The sequence below is a fragment of the Marinobacter sp. genome (assembly GCF_041690455.1).
In the GTDB taxonomy this organism is placed as follows: Bacteria; Pseudomonadota; Gammaproteobacteria; order Pseudomonadales; family Oleiphilaceae; genus Marinobacter.
In genome coordinates, this window is sequence record NZ_JAWLHI010000019.1 from 36,651 (window position 1) to 57,378 (window position 20,728).

The 20,728-nt window shown below is 61.4% G+C and carries 15 protein-coding genes and 1 pseudogene; 11 read left to right on the forward strand and 5 right to left on the reverse strand.

Annotated features, from left to right (window positions below; translation table 11 throughout):
• The first annotated feature begins 33 nt into the window (after window positions 1-33).
• The 5 genes from rapA to ACESMW_RS06550 all read left to right on the forward strand — a co-directional run bounded on the left by rapA (window position 34) and on the right by ACESMW_RS06550 (window position 7,252).
• On the forward strand, window positions 34-2,892 hold the full coding sequence (gene rapA / locus ACESMW_RS06530) for an RNA polymerase-associated protein RapA (protein ID WP_372986250.1): 2,859 nt from the start codon (window positions 34-36) through the stop codon (window positions 2,890-2,892).
• Between the two features lie 154 nt (window positions 2,893-3,046).
• The gene (locus ACESMW_RS06535) at window positions 3,047-5,497 is read left to right on the forward strand and encodes an acyl-CoA dehydrogenase (RefSeq protein ID WP_372986251.1); all 2,451 of its coding nucleotides are present in this window, start codon (window positions 3,047-3,049) and stop codon (window positions 5,495-5,497) included.
• A gap of 77 nt (window positions 5,498-5,574) precedes the next feature.
• The gene (gene crcB / locus ACESMW_RS06540; protein WP_372986252.1) at window positions 5,575-5,955 is read left to right on the forward strand and encodes a fluoride efflux transporter CrcB; all 381 of its coding nucleotides are present in this window, start codon (window positions 5,575-5,577) and stop codon (window positions 5,953-5,955) included.
• 246 nt (window positions 5,956-6,201) lie between these two features.
• Window positions 6,202-6,408, forward strand: a complete 207-nt coding sequence (locus ACESMW_RS06545; protein WP_008172950.1) for a cold-shock protein — start codon at window positions 6,202-6,204, stop codon at window positions 6,406-6,408.
• A gap of 133 nt (window positions 6,409-6,541) precedes the next feature.
• A complete protein-coding gene (locus tag ACESMW_RS06550; protein ID WP_372986253.1) occupies window positions 6,542-7,252 on the forward strand; it encodes a lysophospholipid acyltransferase family protein in 711 nt (236 codons plus the stop codon).
• Window positions 7,253-7,293: 41 nt separating this feature from the next.
• On the opposite strand, the gene ACESMW_RS06555 is transcribed toward ACESMW_RS06550, so the two are convergent.
• Window positions 7,294-8,097, reverse strand: coding sequence for a dienelactone hydrolase family protein (locus tag ACESMW_RS06555; RefSeq protein ID WP_372986254.1), 804 nt, complete (start codon window positions 8,095-8,097; stop codon window positions 7,294-7,296).
• A gap of 162 nt (window positions 8,098-8,259) precedes the next feature.
• Between ACESMW_RS06555 and ald the strand changes: the two genes are divergently transcribed.
• The 3 genes from ald to ACESMW_RS06570 all read left to right on the forward strand — a co-directional run bounded on the left by ald (window position 8,260) and on the right by ACESMW_RS06570 (window position 10,781).
• On the forward strand, window positions 8,260-9,378 hold the full coding sequence (gene ald / locus ACESMW_RS06560) for an alanine dehydrogenase (RefSeq protein WP_372986255.1): 1,119 nt from the start codon (window positions 8,260-8,262) through the stop codon (window positions 9,376-9,378).
• Window positions 9,379-9,392: 14 nt separating this feature from the next.
• The gene (locus ACESMW_RS06565; protein WP_372986256.1) at window positions 9,393-9,965 is read left to right on the forward strand and encodes a glutathione S-transferase N-terminal domain-containing protein; all 573 of its coding nucleotides are present in this window, start codon (window positions 9,393-9,395) and stop codon (window positions 9,963-9,965) included.
• Window positions 9,966-10,169: 204 nt separating this feature from the next.
• Complete coding sequence (locus ACESMW_RS06570) at window positions 10,170-10,781, forward strand: Yip1 family protein (RefSeq protein ID WP_372986257.1); 612 nt, start codon at window positions 10,170-10,172, stop codon at window positions 10,779-10,781.
• A gap of 87 nt (window positions 10,782-10,868) precedes the next feature.
• Here ACESMW_RS06570 and ACESMW_RS06575 read toward each other — a convergent pair whose 3' ends face one another.
• Window positions 10,869-11,972 (reverse strand): PilT/PilU family type 4a pilus ATPase, encoded by a 1,104-nt coding sequence (locus tag ACESMW_RS06575; protein WP_372986258.1) that lies wholly within the window; start codon window positions 11,970-11,972, stop codon window positions 10,869-10,871.
• 107 nt (window positions 11,973-12,079) lie between these two features.
• The gene (locus tag ACESMW_RS06580) at window positions 12,080-14,506 is read right to left on the reverse strand and encodes a xylulose 5-phosphate 3-epimerase (RefSeq protein ID WP_372986259.1); all 2,427 of its coding nucleotides are present in this window, start codon (window positions 14,504-14,506) and stop codon (window positions 12,080-12,082) included.
• Window positions 14,507-14,675: 169 nt separating this feature from the next.
• On the opposite strand from ACESMW_RS06580, the gene ilvD reads away from it, so the two are divergent.
• Entirely contained in the window at window positions 14,676-16,352 is a 1,677-nt protein-coding gene (gene ilvD / locus ACESMW_RS06585; RefSeq protein ID WP_372986260.1) for a dihydroxy-acid dehydratase, read from the forward strand.
• On the opposite strand, the gene ACESMW_RS06590 is transcribed toward ilvD, so the two are convergent.
• The gene (locus ACESMW_RS06590; RefSeq protein WP_372986261.1) at window positions 16,349-18,955 is read right to left on the reverse strand and encodes an EAL domain-containing protein; all 2,607 of its coding nucleotides are present in this window, start codon (window positions 18,953-18,955) and stop codon (window positions 16,349-16,351) included. The genes ilvD and ACESMW_RS06590 overlap by 4 nt on opposite strands.
• 221 nt (window positions 18,956-19,176) lie before the next feature.
• On the opposite strand from ACESMW_RS06590, the gene pbpG reads away from it, so the two are divergent.
• Entirely contained in the window at window positions 19,177-20,085 is a 909-nt protein-coding gene (gene pbpG, locus ACESMW_RS06595) for a D-alanyl-D-alanine endopeptidase (protein ID WP_372986262.1), read from the forward strand.
• Between the two features lie 18 nt (window positions 20,086-20,103).
• Window positions 20,104-20,583: an asparaginase domain-containing protein gene (locus ACESMW_RS06600; RefSeq protein ID WP_372986263.1), complete on the forward strand. Its 480-nt coding sequence runs from the start codon at window positions 20,104-20,106 to the stop codon at window positions 20,581-20,583.
• On the opposite strand, the pseudogene ACESMW_RS06605 reads toward ACESMW_RS06600, so the two are convergent.
• Window positions 20,584-20,728 (reverse strand): annotated as a pseudogene (locus ACESMW_RS06605) (16S rRNA pseudouridine(516) synthase); the annotation flags it as partial.

Consider the following 20,728-nt stretch of genomic DNA (forward strand, 5'->3'; position numbering starts at 1 on the left):
AATTTCGGCAAGTAATTTCGGTTTGGAGGCTTCTTGGAAACATCGGATTTTGTCATTGGTCAGCGCTGGGTCAGTCACAGCGACACCGGGCTGGGCCTGGGGATTGTCACGGATATTTCCGGGCGTCGGGTCACCCTGGGTTTTCCAGCCGCAGACGAGGAGCGCACCTATGCCATCGACAACGCGCCCCTGTCCCGCATCGTCTTCCAGATAGGCGAAGAGATCGAGACCTTTGACGGCGACCGCTACACCGTCCGCGCCGTGGAGGACGTGGGCGGTGTGCTCATGTACCACGCCGATGACGGCGAGAACATCCACCAGATTTCCGAGGTGAAGCTGGCCGGATCGGTCAATTTCTCGGCCCCGCACCAGCGTCTGTTTGCCGGTCAGTTTGACCGTAACGGGGCATTCCGGCTGCGTTACGCCACCGTTCAGCACCAGGATCGTCTGCGGGCGTCGCCGGCCCAGGGGCTGATCGGTGCGCGCACCCAGCATCTGCCGCACCAGATCTACATCGCCCAGGAAGTGGCCCGGCGCCACGCGCCGAGGGTCTTGCTGGCGGATGAGGTCGGCCTCGGCAAGACCATTGAGGCTGGCCTGGTCCTGCATTACCAGCTCCACACCGGTCGCGCCAAACGGGCATTGATCGTGGTTCCGGATTCCCTGATTCACCAGTGGCTGGTGGAAATGCTGCGTCGGTTCAACCTGCGCTTTTCCATCATCGACCAGGAACGTTATGACGCCCTCAAGGATGATGAGGATGACATTGACGCCCTGGTGAACCACATCTTTGGTGACGAGAATTCGGAAAACCCGTTCGAGACCGACCAACTGGTCCTGTGCAGTCTCGATTTCCTGACCAAGAACGCCGGTGCCCGCGAGGATGCCCTGGCCGCTGGCTGGGACCTGATGATTGTCGACGAGGCCCATCATCTGGCCTGGGCGCCGGAGGCGGCGAGCCCGGAATACGAGGTGGTGGAATCCCTGTCGGCCCGGACCCGGGGTTTGCTGCTGCTCACCGCCACACCGGAGCAGGTGGGCATCGCCAGCCACTTCGCCCGGTTGCGGTTGCTGGATCCGGCCCGTTTCCACGACCTGGAGACGTTCCGGGAAGAGGAAGCCCATTACGAAACCATCAACCAGGTGGTGCGTCGCCTGCAACAGGATGAGGCGATCAGTGATGCGGACCGCGAGGCCCTGCGCGGCTGGCTCGGCGATGAACTGGACCAGCTGGAGCAGGAAAGCGATACCCGCCAGGCCATCATCGACGCCCTGCTCGACCGCCACGGCACCGGCCGGATCCTGTTCCGCAACACCCGCGCGGCGATCCGGGGCTTCCCCGAACGCCAGCCGGAGCCGGTCCCGCTGCCATGCCCGGAACTCTATGACGGCCTCGATGTGGGGCTGGAGGGGCTGAGTCCCGAGCATGGCCGCGACGAGGAGCGCTGGCTGGCCGAGGACCCCCGCGTTGCCTGGCTGGAGAAGACCCTGCTGGGCCTGCGTCCGGCCAAGGTGGTGGTGATCTGTGCCCACGCCGAGACGGCCATGGCGCTGGAGCATTATCTGCAGCTGCGTGCCGGGATCCGCAGTGCGGCGTTCCATGAGCATCTGAGCCTGGTGGAACGGGATCGTGCGGCGGCCTATTTCTCCGACAGCGAACAGGGGGCTCAGGCCCTGATCTGTTCCGAGATCGGCAGCGAGGGCCGGAATTTCCAGTTCGCCCATCACCTGGTGCTGTTCGACCTGCCCGCCAACCCGGACCTGCTGGAGCAGCGCATCGGACGGCTGGACCGCATTGGCCAGACCGACGCCATCCGGATCCACATCCCGTACCTGGAGGGTACCAGCCAGGAAGTCCAGTACCGCTGGTTCCATGACGGGCTGAATGCCTTTGCCGAGAGCTGCGCCGTGGGCGTGGCCGTCCAGGAGGCGGTCCAGGACAAGTGGCAGCAGGCCATTGATGGCGACACCGGCGTGCTGGATGAACTGATCGAGGCCTCTTCCCGGGAAACCGCCCGGCTCAAGACCATGCTGCAGAACGGACGGGATGCCCTGATCGAGCTGAATTCCTGCCGCCGGGACGTGGCCGAGGAGCTGATCGGCCGGATCGAGGAGGAAGAAGCTTCCGCCCAGGTCCGGGATTACATGATCGAGGCCTTCGACATCCTCGGCGTGGACGTGGAAGACCACGGGGAGCACTCGGATGTGCTCAAGCCCGGTGAGCATTACCACGCCGGGCATGTCAGCGACCTGCCGGAAGACGGCCTGACAGTGACCTGGAGCCGGGAGCAGGCCCTGGAGCGCGAAGATCTGGCGTTCATGAGCTGGGAGCACCCGATGGTGACCGGGGTGATGGATTCGGTAACCAGTTCCGGGCTTGGCAAGGCCGCACTGGCCAGCCTCTCGGTGAAGGCACTGCCGCCGGGGACCCTGCTGATGGAGGCCCTGTTCACCGTGCATTGCCCGGCGCCGGAGTCGCTGCAGCTGACCCGTTACCTGCCGGTGTCGCCCCTGCGGCTGCTGGTGGACGTCAATGGCAAGGAGCTGTCTGCCGCCTTGCCCCACGACCGGCTGAATGAGCTGTGCTCCAACATCCGCCGTCGCACCGCACAGGCGATCGTGCCCCAGATCCGGCCCCAGGTGGAGACCATGGTGGATCACGCCGAGCGCCTGTCCGAACCGCACCTGGAGCCCATGAAGGAGAAAGCGCTGGCCGGTGTCGAGGCCGTTTTCGGCCCGGAAATCCGCCGGCTAGAGGCCCTGCAGAAGGTAAACCCGGCCATTCGGGATGAGGAGATCGACTATTTCCGCAACCAGCTGGCGGCGGCCCGGGAAGCGGTCAGTCATGCCAGCCTGGCCCTGGAGGGGATTCGCGTGATTGTGACCGCCTGATGGCGGTAACTCCCTGACTGGGAAGCAATTGCTGGTCAGCCCTCATCTGATGAGGTACCGTGAACGTAACACAGTGTAGTCTTGGTGCTCCGGGACCGGCTGGCAGCCGTCAGCCGCCGGAGTTCTCGCAATCCATGGAGGACAGAGAAAACCTATGATGACTTTCATTCTGTTTGTGGTAGCGCTGGCGGGCCTTCTGATCGTCATGCGCCGTGAGGCCGGGGCCAAACCGGCCATCGGTGTGATGGTGGTGGTGGGATTCCTGTCCTGGATCTTCGCCTCCGGCTGGTTGGCCCTGATATTGTTTCTCGGTGCCGCTGCCACGGCCGCGGCCGGCTTGCCGGGCTTTCGCCAGGGTTGGCTGACTCCTCGTATCTTTGCCATGTTCAAGAAGGTGGCGCCGAAAGTCTCCGACACCGAAAAGGTGGCCCTTGAAGCCGGTACCGTTGGCTGGGATGGCGAGTTGTTTACCGGTCGGCCGGACTGGCACAGCCTGCTGATCAACCGCAACAACGGCCTGAGCGAGGAAGAGCAGGCATTCGTGGATAACCAGTGCACCCACGCCATCTCCATGTGTAACGCCTGGGATATCGCGGTGGAGCGGGCGGACCTGCCGAAAGAGCTATGGGACTTCCTGAAGAAAGAGAAGTTCTTCGGCATGATCATTCCCAAGGAATACGGCGGCCTGGAATTCTCCGCCAAGGCGCAGACCGCGGTGCTGCAGAAGCTGGCTGCAAACGAAATGCTGATGGTCACCGTCGGCGTGCCGAATTCCCTCGGTCCCGGCGAGTTGCTGGTCAAGTACGGCACCGAAGAACAGAAAAAGTATTATCTGCCGCGCCTGGCCGATGGTCGGGAGATTCCCTGCTTCGGCCTGACCGGCCCGCGCGCCGGTTCCGATGCCACCTCGCTGCCAGATACCGGCATCGTGTGCAAGCAGGAGGTGGACGGCAAGGAAGTGCTGGGCATCCGGCTCAACTTCGAGAAACGCTGGATCACTTTGGCACCGGTGGCGACGGTAGTTGGTCTGGCCTTCCGCATGTTCGATCCCGATGGCCTGCTCGGAGACACCGAAGACTACGGTATTACCTGTGCCCTGATTCCCCGGGACACCAAGGGTATGGAAATCGGCCGTCGCCACTGCCCCATTGGTACGCCATTTCTGAATGGCCCGATCCGGGGCAAGGATGTCTTCATCCCGCTGGACTACATCATCGGTGGCCAGGAGATGGCCGGTGAGGGCTGGCGCATGCTGGTGGAATGTCTGTCGGTTGGTCGCTGCATCACCCTGCCGTCGGGCGCAGCGGGCGCTGCCGCCTACTCGGTGGGGACTGCCGGTGGCTTCACCCGTATCCGCCGCCAGTTCAATACCCCGGTGGCCGAGATGGAAGGCGTACAGGAGCCCCTGGCCCGCATCGCCGCCAAGACCTACATCGCCCAGTCCGCGGTGAACCACACCGCCAACATGATCGACAACGGCCAGAAACCGGCGGTGCCGTCGGCCATCCTGAAATACCATCTGACCGAGTTCCAGCGCGGGATCCTTACCGACGCCATGGATGTCCATGGTGGCAAGACAGTGACCCTGGGGCCACGTAACTACCTTGGCATCGGCTACAGCGGCGCCGCGGTATCCATTACCGTGGAAGGCGCCAATATCATGACCCGCAGCCTGATGATCTTCGGCCAGGGTGCGATCCGTTGCCATCCCTACGTTCTGGAGGAGCTGGCGGCCAAGGACAACGACGATATCCGGGCCTTCGACAAGGCGTTTTTCGGCCACGCCGGTCTGATTTTCGGCAACGCGTCCCGGGCGTTTACCCAGGCGCTGGGGCTGGGCCGTGCCGATGTGCCATTTGACAGCTCCAGTCGCCGCTACGCCCAGGCGGTGGCCCGGTTCAGCGCCGCCTTCGGTCTGTGCGCCGATGCCGCCATGACCACCCTGGGCAGTGAGCTGAAAATGCGTGAGCTGATCTCTGCCCGCCTGGGAGACATGCTCTCCAACCTGTACCTGGCGTCCATGGTGCTGAAAAACTGGCATGAGACCCAGCCGGTTGAAGGCGAGCGGGAGGTGATGGAATACAGCCTGGAGCTGCTGCTCAACCGCACGGAGAACGCCCTGGACGAATTCCTGCAGAACCTGCCGAACCGGTCGGTGGCGCTGGCGCTCCGGGCAATCACCATGCCCCTGGGGCGTCGCTGGGATGCGCCCCACGATAGCCTGGCCCGCAAGCTTGCCAGGGCCATTTCCACCGATACCCCGATCCGCCACAAGCTGCTGGCCAGTATCTGGAGCACCGACGGTGAGGGCACGGTCGAGAACCCGGTAGCCCGCTACAATGGCCTGCTGAAGGATTACGACAAGGCCGAGCAGCTGTACCGCAAGGTGACCAAGGCCTACGCCAAGGGTGAGTTGCCGATGACGGCCCTGCATCCCGAGGAGCGGTTTGAGGCGGCTCTCAAGGCAGGCATCTATACCAAGGAGGAGGCGGATTTCATGCGGCAGTACGAGGAGGTTGTCCTTGAAATGCTGACCGTAGACGATTTCCCGTTCGATGCCTTTGCCCGCAACCAGGAAACCGTGATTGACCACAATCCGGCTTGATCATTGCCGGATATTCCGTAGTGTAATGGAAGGCGCCCTGTTGGGCGCCTTCCGTGTTCAGGGTGGAGTAAACACGCATGTGGCTATCGGTTCTGGCGGTAAGTATGGGTGCGGTGATCGGTGCCAACCTCCGGTGGGCGCTGGGGCTCTGGCTCAATACCACCTACCATGCCATTCCCTATGGAACCCTGGTCGCCAACCTCAGTGGTGGCTGGCTGATTGGCCTGCTCATGGGCTATTTCACTCACGGCACGTCGCTCTCGCCCGAGTGGCGCCTGTTTGCCATCACCGGCCTGTGCGGGGCCCTGACCACCTTCTCTACGTTTTCACTGGAAATGTTTGCGGCGCTCCAGGAAGGGAAATGGGGCATGGCGATGGCCGGCATTCTCGCCCACGTGGTGGGCTCTATCCTGATGACCGCCCTCGGTTTTTACACCTTTTCCCTGATCAGGGGATGACTCCCTGGCGGTGGGTATCTTTACCTACATAAATCTTTGAAATTTCGCTTGGCATTCCCGGGATTCCCGCGTAGAGTTGGATCTCAAGGAAAGAGTCAGTAAAGCGTTTCATGAATAAGACGTACCTGTAGTCAGTAGTGCCGTCCTGTTTTTGATTAAGCGAGTTCTGTATTTCCGCAAACGCTGACCAAACGCCGTTGTGGCGTGAGGCAGTAGAGTAAATGATTGATTTCAGGAAGTTTAAGTATGTCTACTACTACCGGTACTGTTAAGTTCTTCAACGAAGCTAAAGGCTTTGGCTTTATCACTCGTGAAGGCGGCCCGGACGTATTCGTTCACTACAGCGCCATCCAGGGCTCCGGTTTCAAGACCCTGGCTGAAGGCCAGCAGGTCGAGTTCACCGTAACTCAGGGCCAGAAGGGTCCTCAGGCGGAGAACGTTGTTGCTCTGTAATCCCTGAAGGATTCAGCAACACGCAAAAAAGGCAGCTTCGGCTGCCTTTTTTTGTGATTTCCCCGGCAGTATGTAATCTTTGTTCCCCTGTTGCTCGTTTAACCGGTTGTCGAGAAATACAGGGATTCCCTCCATGCTGTTGCGATTTCTGAAAGCCACCTGGATCCTGTTCTGGGCGGTCCTGCTTACCCTGATCCTGTTCCTTCCTATCGTGATTGCCGCCCTTGCCGGCAAGCGGGGTGATGCCGCCTTCCACGGCACCCAGATCTATGCCTGGATTATCCTGAAGGTGTGCGGCATCCGCCTGCGAGTCACAGGCAAGGAACATATCCAGCCGGGCCAGCGTTACGTCATTCTCAGCAACCACGCCTCCTATTTCGATCCGCCCGCCCTGGTGCTGGCCCTGGGTCTGCAGTACCGGTGGGTGATCAAGAAGGAGTTGCGCAAGGTACCCCTGTTCGGCCTGGCACTGGAAACGTCCCGGAACCTGTTCATCGACCGGTCAAAGGGCGCGGACGCTCTTGAGAGCATCAAGCAGGGCGTCGCCCAACTGCCGGATGGTACCGGTATCCTGTTGTTTCCCGAGGGGACCCGTTCCTGGGACGGCAAACTGTTGCCTTTCAAGCGGGGCGGGTTCGTGATTGCCCGGGATGGCGAACTGCCGATCCTGCCGATCACCATTGTCGGCTCCCATGACCGGCTGCCCAAGGGGCATGCCGCCTTTACCAGTGGCGAAATCCACATTGTCATCCATCCCCCCGTGAGTGCCTCGGACAAGCCGGTGGAGGTGCTAATGGACGAGGTGCGGGCAACGATCGCTGGCGCCCTGGAGCCGAAAAGGTAGGGGCGCGCCCCGGAGCTTCCGGGACGCGCGCTGGTTGCCGCTTACTGGGCGAAGATACGCTGGTAGAACTCCATGGTGCCTTGCCAGGAGCGGGTGGCAGCCTCTTCGTCATAACCGATGGGCATGTTGAATTCCTCGGCGACCTTGTCGGCACCGGGATTGGTGAAGGAGTGCCGGACACCCGGGAAGCTCACCAGGGTAAGGTCCACTTCGGCATCCTGCATTTCCTTGACCAGGCCGGCGACCTGATCGGAGGGGACCATCTGGTCGGCGCCGCCGGTGTAGACCTGAACCTGGGCCTTCACCTCACCGGCCTGGGCCTTGATCGGGCTGCCCAGCGCGCCGTGAAAGCTCACCACACCATCCAGATCCACGCCCAGGCGGGCCATGTTCAGCACCACCGCACCGCCGAAGCAGTAACCCTGGGCCGCAATACGGTCGCCATCGACACTCTCGTGGTTCTGCAGCAGTTCCTTGGCCTTGAGGAAGCGCGCCTTCATCTGATCCATGTCCTTGGTGGCTTCCTGCATGAATGTCTGGGCCGTGTCGGGGTGGTCGGTGACCTTGCCCGAGCCGTACATGTCCAGCGCCAGCGCTGTGTAGCCGGCGGCCGCCAGCTTTTCTGCCTGGTCCCGGGCGAACTCGTTATGGCCCCACCATTCGTGAACCACCAGCACGCCGGGGCGCTGGCCCTCATCCTCATCGTCCCAGGCCAGATAGCCGGTGAAGGTGGTGCCATCAATCGTGTATTCGATGGTTTCGGTCTGCATTTCGGCGAGGACTCCTGTGCTGGCCAGGGAGAGGCCAAGAGCGGTTGCCAGAGTTGTCGTTCTGATCGGGTTCATGCTTCCTCCTGTTCCTTCTGGTTCTGGTTTTCTTGTGCCATTTGATACGGCCTTGGCCGGAAAACCGATGCATTCATTTGCGTCATCCGGAATACCGTCCTTTTTACTACACTTGAGCCAGAGACTCACGGATTCACTTTGGCACAGTGCAGGAGATTGTCCATGAAAGTCGGGGTTCCGAAGGAGATCAAGAACCATGAGTACCGGGTCGGCATGATTCCGGCGTCGGTTCATGAAGTGTGTGGCCATGGCCATGAGGTGTATGTACAGGAAGGGGCCGGAACGGCCATCGGCTTTTCTGATGAGGATTATCGGCAGGCCGGTGCCCGGTTAGTGGCTACTGCAGAGGAGGTGTTCCAACAGGCGGAGTTGATCATCAAGGTCAAGGAACCTCAGGCCGGCGAGCGGGCCATGCTCCGGCCGGAGCACACCCTGTTTACCTACCTGCACCTGGCTCCGGACCAGGAGCAGACCGATGACCTGGTGAAATCCGGGGCTACCTGCATTGCCTATGAGACCGTCACCGATCACGCCGGCCGGCTGCCGCTGCTGGCCCCCATGTCCGAAGTGGCCGGCCGTATGTCGATTCAGGCGGGTGCCCATTGTCTGGAGAAATACCTCGGTGGACGGGGCGTCCTGCTCGGTGGTGTGCCGGGGGTCAATCCGGCCCGGGTCACCATCATTGGCGGTGGCGTGGTAGGGCAGAATGCGGCCGCCATGGCGGTCGGCCTGGGCGCCCAGGTGACGGTGGTGGACCGCAATATGGAGGTGCTCCGGCACCTGGACCACCGCTTCGGCAACCAGATTTCCACCCTGTTCTCTACCGCCCACACCCTTGACCAGGCAGTTATCGAGTCCGATCTGGTGATCGGCAGCGTGCTGATTCCCGGCGCCTCGGCGCCCAAGCTGATTACCCGGGACATGGTCCGGCGCATGCCCGAGGGTAGTGTCATCGTGGATGTGGCCATCGACCAGGGCGGCTGTGCCGAGACGTCTAAACCCACCACCCATGACAATCCGACCTACATTGTCGATGGTGTGGTACATTACTGCGTGGCAAACATGCCCGGTGCGGTGGCTCGAACGTCCACCCTGGCGCTGAATAATGTCACCCTGCCGTTTATTGCTGCCCTGGCCAACAGGGGGCCGAAACAGGCCCTGAAGGATGATCCCCATCTTCTGGCGGGCCTGAATGTCATGGCCGGCAAGGTGACCTACAGGGAAGTGGCCGAAGCCACCGGGTATCCGTATACAGAACCTGAATCCCTGCTGGGAACCTGACAACCGGAGCAGATATGAAGCTGATTGGATCCACCACCTCTCCCTACGTGCGCCGCATCCGTATCCTGCTGGATGAGGAACCTTATGAGTTCATCAACCTGGATATCTACGGCGAGGACCGGGACGAGCTGCGGCGCAACAATCCGGCGCTGAAGATTCCCATGATCGAGGATGAGGGGCAGGAAATCTACGACTCCCGAATCATCGCCCGCTACATCAGCGCCAAACAGAACCGTGATCCGTTGACCTGGGACCAGCAGAACCAGCTGACGTTGATCGATGGGGCCAATGATTCTGCTGTCACCCTGCTGTTATCCAAGCGTTCCGGCATTGATGTCGACGCCGATCTGATGTTCTTCAACCTGCAGCGGGAACGGATCATGACCACCCTGCGGACCCTGGCGGCCCAGGTCGAGGAAGGACAATTCGAGGCCTGGAACTATCCGGCAATCTGTCTGTACTGCCTGGTGGACTGGCTCGACTTCAGGGATCTGGTGGACTTCACCGGTGTTGAAAGCCTGCTGGCGTTCAGGGACAGCCGCAGGGACAAGCCCTGGGTGGCCCAGACCGATCCCCGCCAGGCCTGATTGTCTGGGCCTCCTGAAAGGTTCAGGGGGCCCTGCCAGAACCAAAGGATCTGAAAGCCCTTTCGAAATAACAAAAAGGCATTAAAGCTGCCTTTTCACCCCCTCATTCTTGACTATAGTTAAGTTCAGGTACCGTTCTCAGATCCAGAAGCGTGCGGGAAACGTACCTAACCATACCAACAACAGCAAGAAAAGGGGGTGTCCATGCTCCTGCAACATGCCTTCGGTCTTTTCACGCACCCCGATGAAGAGTGGGTGTCCATTCGCAAAGAACACGAGACCCCACGACGTCTGTACGTGGCCTACGTTCTGGTTCTGGCGGCGATCGCTCCGATCTGTGCTTACATCTCGACGGCCTATTTTGGCTGGACGGTGGGTAACGAACGGCTGATCAAGCTGACGGAAATCAGTGCCCTGCAACTGAGTGTGCTGACCTACCTCGCCATGCTGGTGGGGGTCTTTGCCCTCGGGTACGCCATTAACTGGATGGCGAGAACCTACGGCGCCAAGGAAGAGCACGTGCCGTCCAACGGCATTGCATTGGCGGCATACTCCTGCACACCGTTGTTCCTGGCGGGCTTCGCCCTGCTATACCCGGTGCCCTGGTTCAACGCGATCGTGTTCCTGATTGCGGCCTGCTATGGCGCCTGGCTCATGTATGATGGCCTGCCGATCGTCATGGGAATCGAGAAGGAGCGGGCAGTCATGTATGCCGGTGCCTTGCTGACCGTGGCCCTGGTGATCCTGGTGTCTACCCGTGTCGGTTCCGTCATTCTCTGGAATTTCGGCGTCGGTCCGGTGTTCGTCAGCGGGTGATCGGCGACAGCGTCGCCAGATAATCACGAAATGCCAAAGAAAGAAGGGAGCCAGGTGGGCTCCCTTCGAGGTTTTAGCCGCGGGTTTTCAGTTGCCGTCGTCGATCCGAAGTCCTGAACTGTCGCCCATCTTGCCTTGCTCCAGGCGGATGGCCACTTCCAGGTTGTGTCGGGAATCGGCATTGGCGAAAGCCTCATCCTTGGTTATCTTGCCCTGGTGATACAGGTCCAGGATGGCCTGGTCGAAGGTCTGCATGCCCATCTCCCGGCTTTTCTCCATCACCTCGCCGATGCCTCCGATCTCACCCTTGTTGACCAGTTCCTTGATGTAGGGGCTGGCCAGCATTACTTCCACCGCCGGAACCCGTTTGCCGTCGAAGCTGCGTAACAGGCGCTGTGAAACCACCGCCCGCAGGTGCAGGCTGAGATCCATGAACAGTTCCCGGTGGGCCTCATCGGGAAAGAAGTTCACGATGCGTCGGAGGGTCTGGTCAACGTTGCTGGCATGCAGGGTGGAGATACACAGGTGCCCGGTTTCGGCGTAGGTCAGGGCCTGTTTCATGGTCTCACGGTCCCGGATCTCGCCAATCATGATCACGTCCGGTGCCTCGCGCATGGCCCGCTTCAGTGCATCGGAATAGGAGTGGGTGTCGACCCCCACTTCCCTCTGGTTGATCACGCTCATGCCATGGCTGTGGGTATATTCAATGGGATCCTCGATGGTGAGGATATGGCCACTACGATGGCGGTTCCGGTAATCAATCATCGATGCCAGCGTCGTGGACTTGCCAGAGCCGGTGGCGCCCACCACCAGGATCAGTCCACGGGGTTCCATGATCAGCTGCTCCAGGATTCCGGGCAGGCCGAGGGATTCGATTGACGGGATATCGTTCCTCAGGTAGCGGATCACCATCGACACCTCGCCCCGTTGCCAGAGCACATTGACCCGGAAACGGCCGATGTCATTGACGCCGATGGCCATGTCCAGTTCCAGGTCCCGCTCGAAGGTCGCCCGCTGCCGGTCATTCATCACCGAATAGGCCAGCTGCTTGACGGTGCCCGGGGGCAGCGTGTTCTGGGTGATGGGCCGGGTATGACCCTCGATCTTGATCATCACCGGAGCACCGGTGGAGAAGTACAGGTCCGAGGCTCCTTTATCGGCCATGACCTTGAGGTATGCGGGCAACTCCATAAAACAGACTCGCTATCCACTGATCAAAGTAGGAATACTAGCGCACAAACCGGAGGCTTGCCCGGCTTCCCGGGGCCCGCTGGCAAGCCGCCCGAGTATGCCCTGGCTCAGGCGGTGGGCAGGCCCCGGGTAATGACCGACGGATCCCCCCGGCCTTCCACGGCAGCCAGTTCGGCGCTGGACAGCCATTCGCCCGGCGGCTGCTCCATCACCTGGGCACAGGCGGCCAGCGCGTGACCCCAGGAACACCGGTTGGCGAATAGCATGCCGGCCACGTTCAGGGTGCCGCCCTGGTTGATGTAGCCCAATACCCGGGTATGGGCCGCCTCCGGAAACAGGGTGTGCAGGTGCCCCCGGAAGACCTCCGGGCGCATGTGGGTCAGACAGACTCGGCGTTTCAGACGATGGGGGAAAAGCCGTTCCCGCTCGAATTCCGAAGCGCAGACGGTAGCTTCGTGGGTATCCCGGGGCTGGCGGAAACGGCCGGGTTCCTGCACATAGACCAGCCGGAAGGGGGTTCCGGTCTCCCGCAGGCGCTCGCAGGCCCGGATTGCCTCGGAGAGCTGATAGGCCCCGTTGGCAATCAGTAGCAGAGGTTCCCCGGCACAGGTGTCTTCATCCACCACCAGCGCGCCCTGTCGGGCCAGGATATCGGCTTCACTGGCGTCAAAGACACAGGGGCGCTCCCGCTTGGGCACCACCATGCAGGTCAGTCGCCCCCGATCGGTGTAGACCGAGGGTAGCGCCGCCAGGGTACTGTTGTAGTCCGCCGGGAAGATCACCCGGGAGACATCGTTCATCTCGCCCAGGAGGCTCTCGCAGAAGGTGGTGTCCTGATGTGATTGTTCATTCTTGCCGTTTTCCCAGGTGTGGGAGCTGGCGATGACCGGGAACCCGAGCCAGAGGGCCGGCCGGCCGACTACTTTCTGGTGCCGGGCGAAAATCAGTTCCTGGCGGATTGCCCCCAGCATCTTGACGCAGAAAGCCTCGTAGCTGGCCACCAGGTTGATCCCGGCCTTGTTGGCCAGGCACGCGGAGATCACCGCTTCCTCGTTCAGCACGGTGATGATCTTGCCGTGGATATCCTCCTGGTCGTTCTCGGGATCGTTGACCCGGTGTTTGAGGGCTTTGAGGATACCTGTCAGACGGTTGCTGGCGAGTTCGTCCGGATTGCCGACCCGTGCCCGCAGGCCGGGGTTCTGGGTAACCAGGGCCTGGAAGAAGTGGTCGACGGCCTTCATGGGTGATGATGACGGCTCCCGGCACGGAGTCAGTCGGGGAATCACCGGGTCCGCCGGGTTACGGCGTGCCAGCGGATGATCACGCTCCAGGGGCCGGTTATGAAGGCCATGGTCAGTCAGTTGCCGGACCGCGTCCTGAAGCTCGTCCGGACTGACCCAGAGTGGCGCGATGTGGGTGTGGAACAGCTCCCGGGCCCGGGCGTCGATCCGGGGATTGCCGGGCAGGGGCAGGTTGTGGGCGGCATTGCTGCCGGCGCCATAAAACCCGTAACCCTTGACGGTTTCGGCAATACCATAGGGGATACGCACCGGATAACGTATCTCGCCCTTGATCGCGGCTTGCCCGTGGTCCTTCAGGGCCTCCTCCATGGAGAACAGGGCACAGACAAAGGCCGCCGGATCGCGGCCGTCGAAACGGACCGGGTCAAAGCCCCGGTGACTCAGGTGCGCCTCGAACCGTTCCAGGCCTTCCCGGGTGCCCAGCTCGGTGCGCTGTTCGATGCGCCGGCCGTTGGCAATCATGATCGGCAGAACCTGCCCGCAGTCTTCCTGCCGCCACCACCGTGGGACCCAGTCACTGCCACGCTGTTCTTCGGCGGCACCGTCAGAGAGGAAGGCCACCAGGGATTCTCCGGGCAGGGGCATGTGGGCGTACTGGAGTTCCGCGAACCCCAGGTAGCCACCCTCGATTATGCCGCCGGCGGTATGCGGGTTGACGTGGCTGCCGATCGGCGTCGCCATGGAACCATCGGGGTTCTGCCGATAACTGTAAAAATCCCCAACCAGTCGCGTCAGGCCCTCAGCGCCCAGGTAACGCTCCTGCTGCTCGGGATGGAGATTGCCGCTCAGGACGTTGAGTGCATCCACCGCGGCCACGCAATGGCCCTGGCCCATCAGCCAGCTTCGGGTCTCGCCAGTCAGGCTGTTGAGTGCGAGGTAGGCAGCGTAGGCCGGGACCATGTTGAGCGCACCACCGGTGTGGCCTTCCGGGCTGGTTTTGAAATCCTGGGGGGTGAGGGGCGCTCCGGTGACGTCCACACGTCGGCTGTAGGTCATGTGCACCACCAGCCACAGGCCGGCACTGGTGAGCCGGTCCAGCGCCACGAGTTTGCGATAGACTGCTTCGGTGTCTGGTTGCAGTCCGCGCTGCACCAGGCGCTCCGCCAGCGCCTGGACTTGTGCGCAGGTGGCCTCTGAGTGCCGAACGACCCCGTAGCCACGACGCCACAGATCGTATGCCGGGCGGGAATGACCGGTGCCCGGCACCGGCTGGGATTGAGTTGGCGATGGCATTGGACGCCTCCGTGGCTGGGAAGATCTGTCAACGATTGTAAAAGCTGGCAGAACGGGACCCCTTGATGCAGGTCATTCGGAACTGCATATTGTTTCCGGTGGGTATTTTGAGGTTAACCGACGAATCTGAGATCCTGAGCCGATAATTCCTGAAGATCTGGAGGCTGCCATGACAGACGACAAACGCCGTCAATACTCATCTCCGGTGGTGGATGGCATTGGCAAGTCCGCCAGTCGGGCCATGCTCCGGGCCGTGGGCTTTACCGATGAGGATTTCCGCAAGCCGCAGGTGGGCATTGCCTCGACCTGGAGCAATCTCACGCCCTGCAATATGCACATCAACCGGCTGGCCGAGGAATCCGCCGCCGGTGCCGACGAGGCGGGCGGCAAGTCCCTGATCTTCAATACCATCACGGTGTCCGACGGTATCGCCAATGGCACCGAAGGCATGAAGTACTCCCTGGTTTCCCGTGAGGTGATTGCCGACTCCATCGAGACCACCGCCGGCTGCGAGGGCTTTGACGGTCTGGTGGCCATCGGCGGCTGCGACAAGAACATGCCGGGCTGCCTGATGGGGCTGGCGCGGCTGAACCGGCCATCGGTGTTTGTCTATGGCGGCACCATCATGCCCGGTAAGAACCACACCGATATCATCTCCGTGTTCGAGGCAGTCGGCGCCCATGCCCGGGGCGATCTGGACCTCATCGAGGTAAAACAGATCGAGGAGACCGCCATACCCGGCCCCGGCTCGTGTGGCGGGATGTATACCGCCAACACCATGGCCTCGGCCATCGAGGCCATGGGCATGAGCCTGCCCGGAAGCTCGGCCCAGAATGCGGTCTCCGAGACCAAGGCGGAGGATTGCCGGGCCGCCGGTGCGGCGGTACTGAACCTGCTGGAAAAGGGTGTCCGGCCCTCGGATATCATGACCCGCAAGGCGTTCGAGAATGCCATCACTGTGGTCATTGCCCTGGGCGGTTCCACCAATGCGGTGCTGCACTTGCTGGCGATGGCCAGCACCATCGGTGTGAACCTGGATCTGGAAGACTTTACCGAGATCGGCAAACGGGTCCCCGTGCTGGCGGACCTGAGGCCCAGCGGCCACTACATGATGTCCGAGCTGGTGGCCATCGGCGGTATCCAGCCATTGATGAAGATGTTGCTGGAGCGGGGGCTGTTGCACGGCGACTGCCTGACGGTAACCGGCCAGACCCTGGCGGAAAACCTGGCGGACGTCGAGCCCTATCCCGAGGGACAGGACATCATCCATGCCTTCGAGGATCCCATCAAGGCGGACAGCCACCTGCGCATTCTATACGGCAATCTGGCGCCTACCGGTGCGGTGGCCAAGATCACCGGCAAGGAAGGCACCCATTTCACCGGTCGCGCCCGGGTCTTTCATTCGGAGGAGGAGGCCCAGGCCCGGATTCTGGACGGCACCGTGGTGGCCGGCGATGTGCTGGTGATCCGCTATGAAGGCCCGAAAGGTGGTCCCGGCATGCGGGAAATGCTCAGCCCCACGTCCGCAATCATGGGAAAGGGGCTCGGCAGTGACGTGGCGTTGATCACCGATGGACGGTTTTCCGGTGGAAGCCACGGCTTCGTGGTCGGCCATATCACCCCGGAGGCAGCGGAAGGCGGCCCCATTGCACTGGTGGAGGATGGCGACACGGTTACCATTGACGCCGTCGGAAACCGCATCGAGCTGGACGTATCCGAGGCGGAAATGGAACGCCGGCGCCAGGCCTGGCAGGCGCCGGAGCCGAGGGTGACTCGTGGGGTGTTGGCCAAATACGCCCGGACCGTCAGTTCGGCCTCCAGGGGTGCGGTAACCGATCTGCCCTAATACTCCTGAGGCAGGACCGGAGGGCCCCAGTAGTAACCCTGGCCATGCAGGCCGGGGAACTGCTGGAGCCAGATGGCGATGGCTTCGTCCTCGACCCCTTCCACAACCACATCCAGATCCAGGCTCTGGCCCAGCTCCAGGGCTACCCGGAGAATCCGCTGGCGCTTGGGATAGCGCATGATGTTTTTCAGGAAACTCCGGTCGATCTTCAGTTCATCCAGGTCGAAGGTGGCCAGCGTCCCGAGCGAGGAGTGTCCGGCGCCAAAATCGTCGAGAGCAATCCGGAAACCGGTACCACTGAGCAGGCTGATGGTTTTCCGGGCAAGGGCGGGGTCGCTCATCATGGCGGTTTCGGTAATCTCCAGAATGATGTTCTCCGGTGATAGGCCATGGCGACGGGTTATACGGGCGGCAACCCTGTGAAAGCCGGGCTGTGCAAGATCCTTGGCAGAAATGTTGACCGAGACGGAGATATTCTGGCCGAACCGGTCGCGCAGGGCGGCAAAGTCCTGACAGGCGCGGTCCAGCACCCACAGGGTCACCGTATGGATGATGCCGACCTCCTCCGCCAGGGGGATCCACTGGTCTGGTGGCACTCTGCCAAACTCGCCGTGATGCCAACGGATCAGTCCTTCCAGGGAGTCTGTCCGGCCATCCCGGATGTTTACCTTGGGTTGGTACTCCAGCCACATTTCACCGGCCTTCAGAGCCTCCTCAACATCCAGGATCAGCATCTGCTGGCGGTACAGGCGGCTGGCGACCGAGGGGTCGTACACCGATAGCGGCCGGGAATCATCAAGCGAGGCGAATCCCGCGGATGACAGGATGGTGGTCGCATCCCTGCCGTGCTCGGGGGCGTGCGCCAGGCCAAGCTTGGGAGCCCAGGAAAAGGAGAACCGGCCTTCCCGGAAGTTCTTGCCCAACCACCGGGTGATGGCATCAAGCGCCGGGTCCGCCAGTCCTGCGTTCGGGTCCCGATAAAAGGCGAAGGCATGGTTGCTGGTGTCGAGCGTGGCCAGACCCTGGCCGTTAATGGTAATCAGACGGCCGCCCAGGCAACGTTTGAGGACACTGTTCAATTGTCTGAGGTATTGCTTCAGCAGGTCTTCCGCCGTGTGGTAGCCAAGAGCCTGCTCAAGCTCGTTGAATCTGGCCAGCCGGACGGTGCACAGGGTATAGGGTGACTGGCTGCTGTTAATGGCCTCCAGTGCCTCTTCCAGGACGGGCCGGTTGGGTTTGCCGGTTACCCGGTGGGTTTTCATCAGCTGGTCGTATTCCTGTTCGATCCTGGTTCTGAGCTGCCGTTCCTGACGAACACGGATATCGGACCCCATAAGGCGCTTGCGTTCCTGCACCAGCAACCGGCCAACGCCGCTGGTCAGGATCAGCGAGCCCAGGGCGGCCCCCAGGAAGAAAGCAGAGTCGGTCACGGTGTTGACGGGTAGCCAGCCGATGGTGCGCAGGGACGTTATCGTCGCACCCAGAAGGATGACCAGAATGGACATGGCAAAGTAGCGGCCGTAGACATGGTGCCGGTGCCAGAATGCCAGAGCGCAGATAAAGGCGCCGCCCAGAACGCTGGTTACAAGGAAGCTATCCTGGCCAATCAGTTTGATGGCAAAGGGGGCTGCCAGGAGATGCAGACTACCGAGCAGGCTGAACATGCGCAGAAGCCTGGCCGAGGATCTGCCAACGGACAGGAAGTGAGGAGTGAACTCACACAGCGCAATCAGGCAAAGGGGGAGGGTGATCCCCAAAAGCGCATTCAATTCAGGGTGATAGGGCCATAGTAGCCAGAATCCCAACCCGTCCATCACCAGCTGACTATGAATGACGGCTACCATGAGTACGCTGAGCCAGGCCAGACCCGGACGCCGGAGCCTGACCACAACGCTGAGGTTCAGTAACAGCGCGAAAACCAGCAGGCCTGTAATGAATGCCTTCCAGACCAGGTTGGCGGCACCCTGGCTGGCCACTTCGTCCGCTGTGGCCAGCGAAACGGGAAGGAGCACGGGCCCGTTATTCTCTACCTCCACCAGCAGAGTGGTCCGACCGGGCTGCAGGGTAATGGGCCAGATCCACTGGGGCAGGCCAACATAACGGCGATCGAACGGGTAGCGATCGCCCAGGATCGCGAGTTGTTCAGTGCGTCCGTCCGGATGGATCAGTGCCGGCGCCAGGTGGTCGAGGTAGGGGGCGGAAACAATCAGATTCTGCTGAGCTGGCGAATCGGAGCTGTTTTCCAGCTGAAGACGGTAAGTGACAGGGCGGTAGGGGTAACCCACGCCGGACTTTTCGGGATCGACCCGGGTCCAGCCTTCTGGCGCGGCCCAGGATCGGCTGGCAAGTATCGTCGCCAGTGACTGGATGCGGTAAGCCCACCGGGGAGAGGTGGAAACCGGGGTGTCTACGGACGTTTGCCGGATACCCGATAATTCCCGGGCGCCATTGCCAGGTGCAAGCCAGAGGCTGGCTGTCAGCCCATAGGTGACGCTGGCCAACAGCATCATCAGGGGCAACCATCGTTTCAGCCAGGTCGCCGGGTATTGCAGAGCGGAGTCGGGGGCTCGCGGGTTGGCATGACTTTGGGCTTGCGAATCCATCCGGGGCTTCCTGGGGGCCGAAAATGCGGAGTGTTACAGTTCGGCTACGTTTGGAAATATTTTGTAACTTCATGAATTAACGGAAATTTTACAGATTTTTAAGTTATTTTGCATTTGCTGGCCAGGACGCTTCAGGGAAAATGTGACATGTCAGACATTCGTCTCGCTGATATAGTGGGGCGCTATCACCGGAGCTCGATACAGGGGGAGCAGTGACAGGCATGATCGGGAAATTGACAAGCGGGGCGTTGCTGCTTCTGGCGATGGTACTTGTAACTGCCGTGCAGGCCGGTACGGGGCCGAATCTGGCATCGGTAAATGCCGCAGTGGCCCGGGTTGGTGACAATGATCTGGTCTTTGGCAAGAACGCGGACCGGCAGGTGACCATCGCCTCGGTCACCAAACTGATGACCGCCCTGGTGGTGCTGGAATCCGGCCAGCCCCTGGATGAACCGCTCATCTTCCATGAACGTCACACCCCGGCGGCCAATAATGCCTACACCCGGATTCGCGTGGATTCGACCCTGCCCCGGTCCGAGGTGATCCGGATCGCGCTGATGTCCTCGGAGAACTTTGCCGCCTACACCCTGGCCAGCAATCATCCCGGCGGCTATGACGTCTTTGTGGAAGCGATGAACGAAAAAGCCCGGGCTCTGGGTATGTCCGGAACCCGGTTCGTGGATCCCACCGGGTTGTCGGCGCTCAATATCTCCACGGCCTCGGACCTGGTCCGCCTGGTGAATGCTGCCCTGAAGCATCCCGAGATTCGGGAGTATTCCACCACCGGCTATTACCGTGCCCACTTCCGGAACCCGAGGTACAGTCTTTCTTTCGGTAACACCAACCCGCTGGTGCACCGGGACAGTTGGGGCGTCCAGTTGAGCAAGACCGGTTACCTGTCCGAGGCAGGGCGTTGCCTGGTGATGGTTTCAGACATGAACGGTGACAAGGTCGTGACGGTCCTGCTGGACTCCCTGGGCACCCGTTCGCCACTGGGGGATTCGGGGCGCATCAAGCGCTGGCTGGCTTCCGGTGAAACCGGTACCGTTGCAAAGGCGGCCCGCCGCTACGAGCAGGAAAAGAACGCCTCCTACGCGGTTGCTGACAACGGCCCTTCCACAGTGAATTGACAGGGGCTGACCCGAACCATGATCGAGATCTTCACCACCGGCGGCACCATCGACAAGGTGTATTTTGATGCCAGCAGCAAGTTCGAGATTGGTGATTCCCTGTTGCCCGAACTGTTGTCGGAATCCAACATCCACGAGGGCTATCGTGTCCACGAGGTGTTGCGCAAGGACAGTCTGGATATGACCGATGACGACAGGGACAGGATTTTCGATGCCGTGGCCGGTTGTGAGGGGAAGAAGATCCTGATCACCCATGGCACGGATACCTTGGCCGAGACGGCGGAACGGCTGTCGTTACTGACCGACCGGACCATCGTGCTGTTCGGAGCCATGCAGCCGGCGCGGATGCGCCGTACCGATGCCGTGTTCAACCTGGGCTTTGCCTGGTCGGCGGTGCAACTGCTGCCGCCGGGTGTCTACATCGCCATGAACGGCGAGGTGTTCGAGGCCGGCGCCGTTCGCAAGAACCTCCAGGCCAAGCGCTTCGAGCGGATCTGATCAGTCCTGGCTGACACTGGCGATTTCCTGGGTGGTCAGGGCACGGTACTCGCCGGGCGCCAGCTCCGGATCCAGGACGATGTCGCCCACCCGAAGCCGGTGCAGCGCCGCCACGTGATTGCCTACCGCCGCCAGCATGCGCTTG

Excerpts from the sequence above, each read along its gene's own strand:
- ACESMW_RS06535 (WP_372986251.1), top strand. The coding sequence starts at position 3,047 with ATGATGACTTTCATTCTGTTTGTGGTAGCGCTGGCGGGCCTTCTGATC.
- crcB (WP_372986252.1), top strand. The coding sequence starts at position 5,575 with ATGTGGCTATCGGTTCTGGCGGTAAGTATGGGTGCGGTGATCGGTGCC.
- ACESMW_RS06545 (WP_008172950.1), top strand. The coding sequence starts at position 6,202 with ATGTCTACTACTACCGGTACTGTTAAGTTCTTCAACGAAGCTAAAGGC.
- ACESMW_RS06550 (WP_372986253.1), top strand. The coding sequence starts at position 6,542 with ATGCTGTTGCGATTTCTGAAAGCCACCTGGATCCTGTTCTGGGCGGTC.
- ACESMW_RS06555 (WP_372986254.1), bottom strand. The coding sequence starts at position 8,097 with ATGAACCCGATCAGAACGACAACTCTGGCAACCGCTCTTGGCCTCTCC.
- ald (WP_372986255.1), top strand. The coding sequence starts at position 8,260 with ATGAAAGTCGGGGTTCCGAAGGAGATCAAGAACCATGAGTACCGGGTC.
- ACESMW_RS06565 (WP_372986256.1), top strand. The coding sequence starts at position 9,393 with ATGAAGCTGATTGGATCCACCACCTCTCCCTACGTGCGCCGCATCCGT.
- ACESMW_RS06570 (WP_372986257.1), top strand. The coding sequence starts at position 10,170 with ATGCTCCTGCAACATGCCTTCGGTCTTTTCACGCACCCCGATGAAGAG.
- ACESMW_RS06575 (WP_372986258.1), bottom strand. The coding sequence starts at position 11,972 with ATGGAGTTGCCCGCATACCTCAAGGTCATGGCCGATAAAGGAGCCTCG.
- ACESMW_RS06580 (WP_372986259.1), bottom strand. The coding sequence starts at position 14,506 with ATGCCATCGCCAACTCAATCCCAGCCGGTGCCGGGCACCGGTCATTCC.
- ilvD (WP_372986260.1), top strand. The coding sequence starts at position 14,676 with ATGACAGACGACAAACGCCGTCAATACTCATCTCCGGTGGTGGATGGC.
- ACESMW_RS06590 (WP_372986261.1), bottom strand. The coding sequence starts at position 18,955 with ATGGATTCGCAAGCCCAAAGTCATGCCAACCCGCGAGCCCCCGACTCC.
- pbpG (WP_372986262.1), top strand. The coding sequence starts at position 19,177 with ATGATCGGGAAATTGACAAGCGGGGCGTTGCTGCTTCTGGCGATGGTA.
- ACESMW_RS06600 (WP_372986263.1), top strand. The coding sequence starts at position 20,104 with ATGATCGAGATCTTCACCACCGGCGGCACCATCGACAAGGTGTATTTT.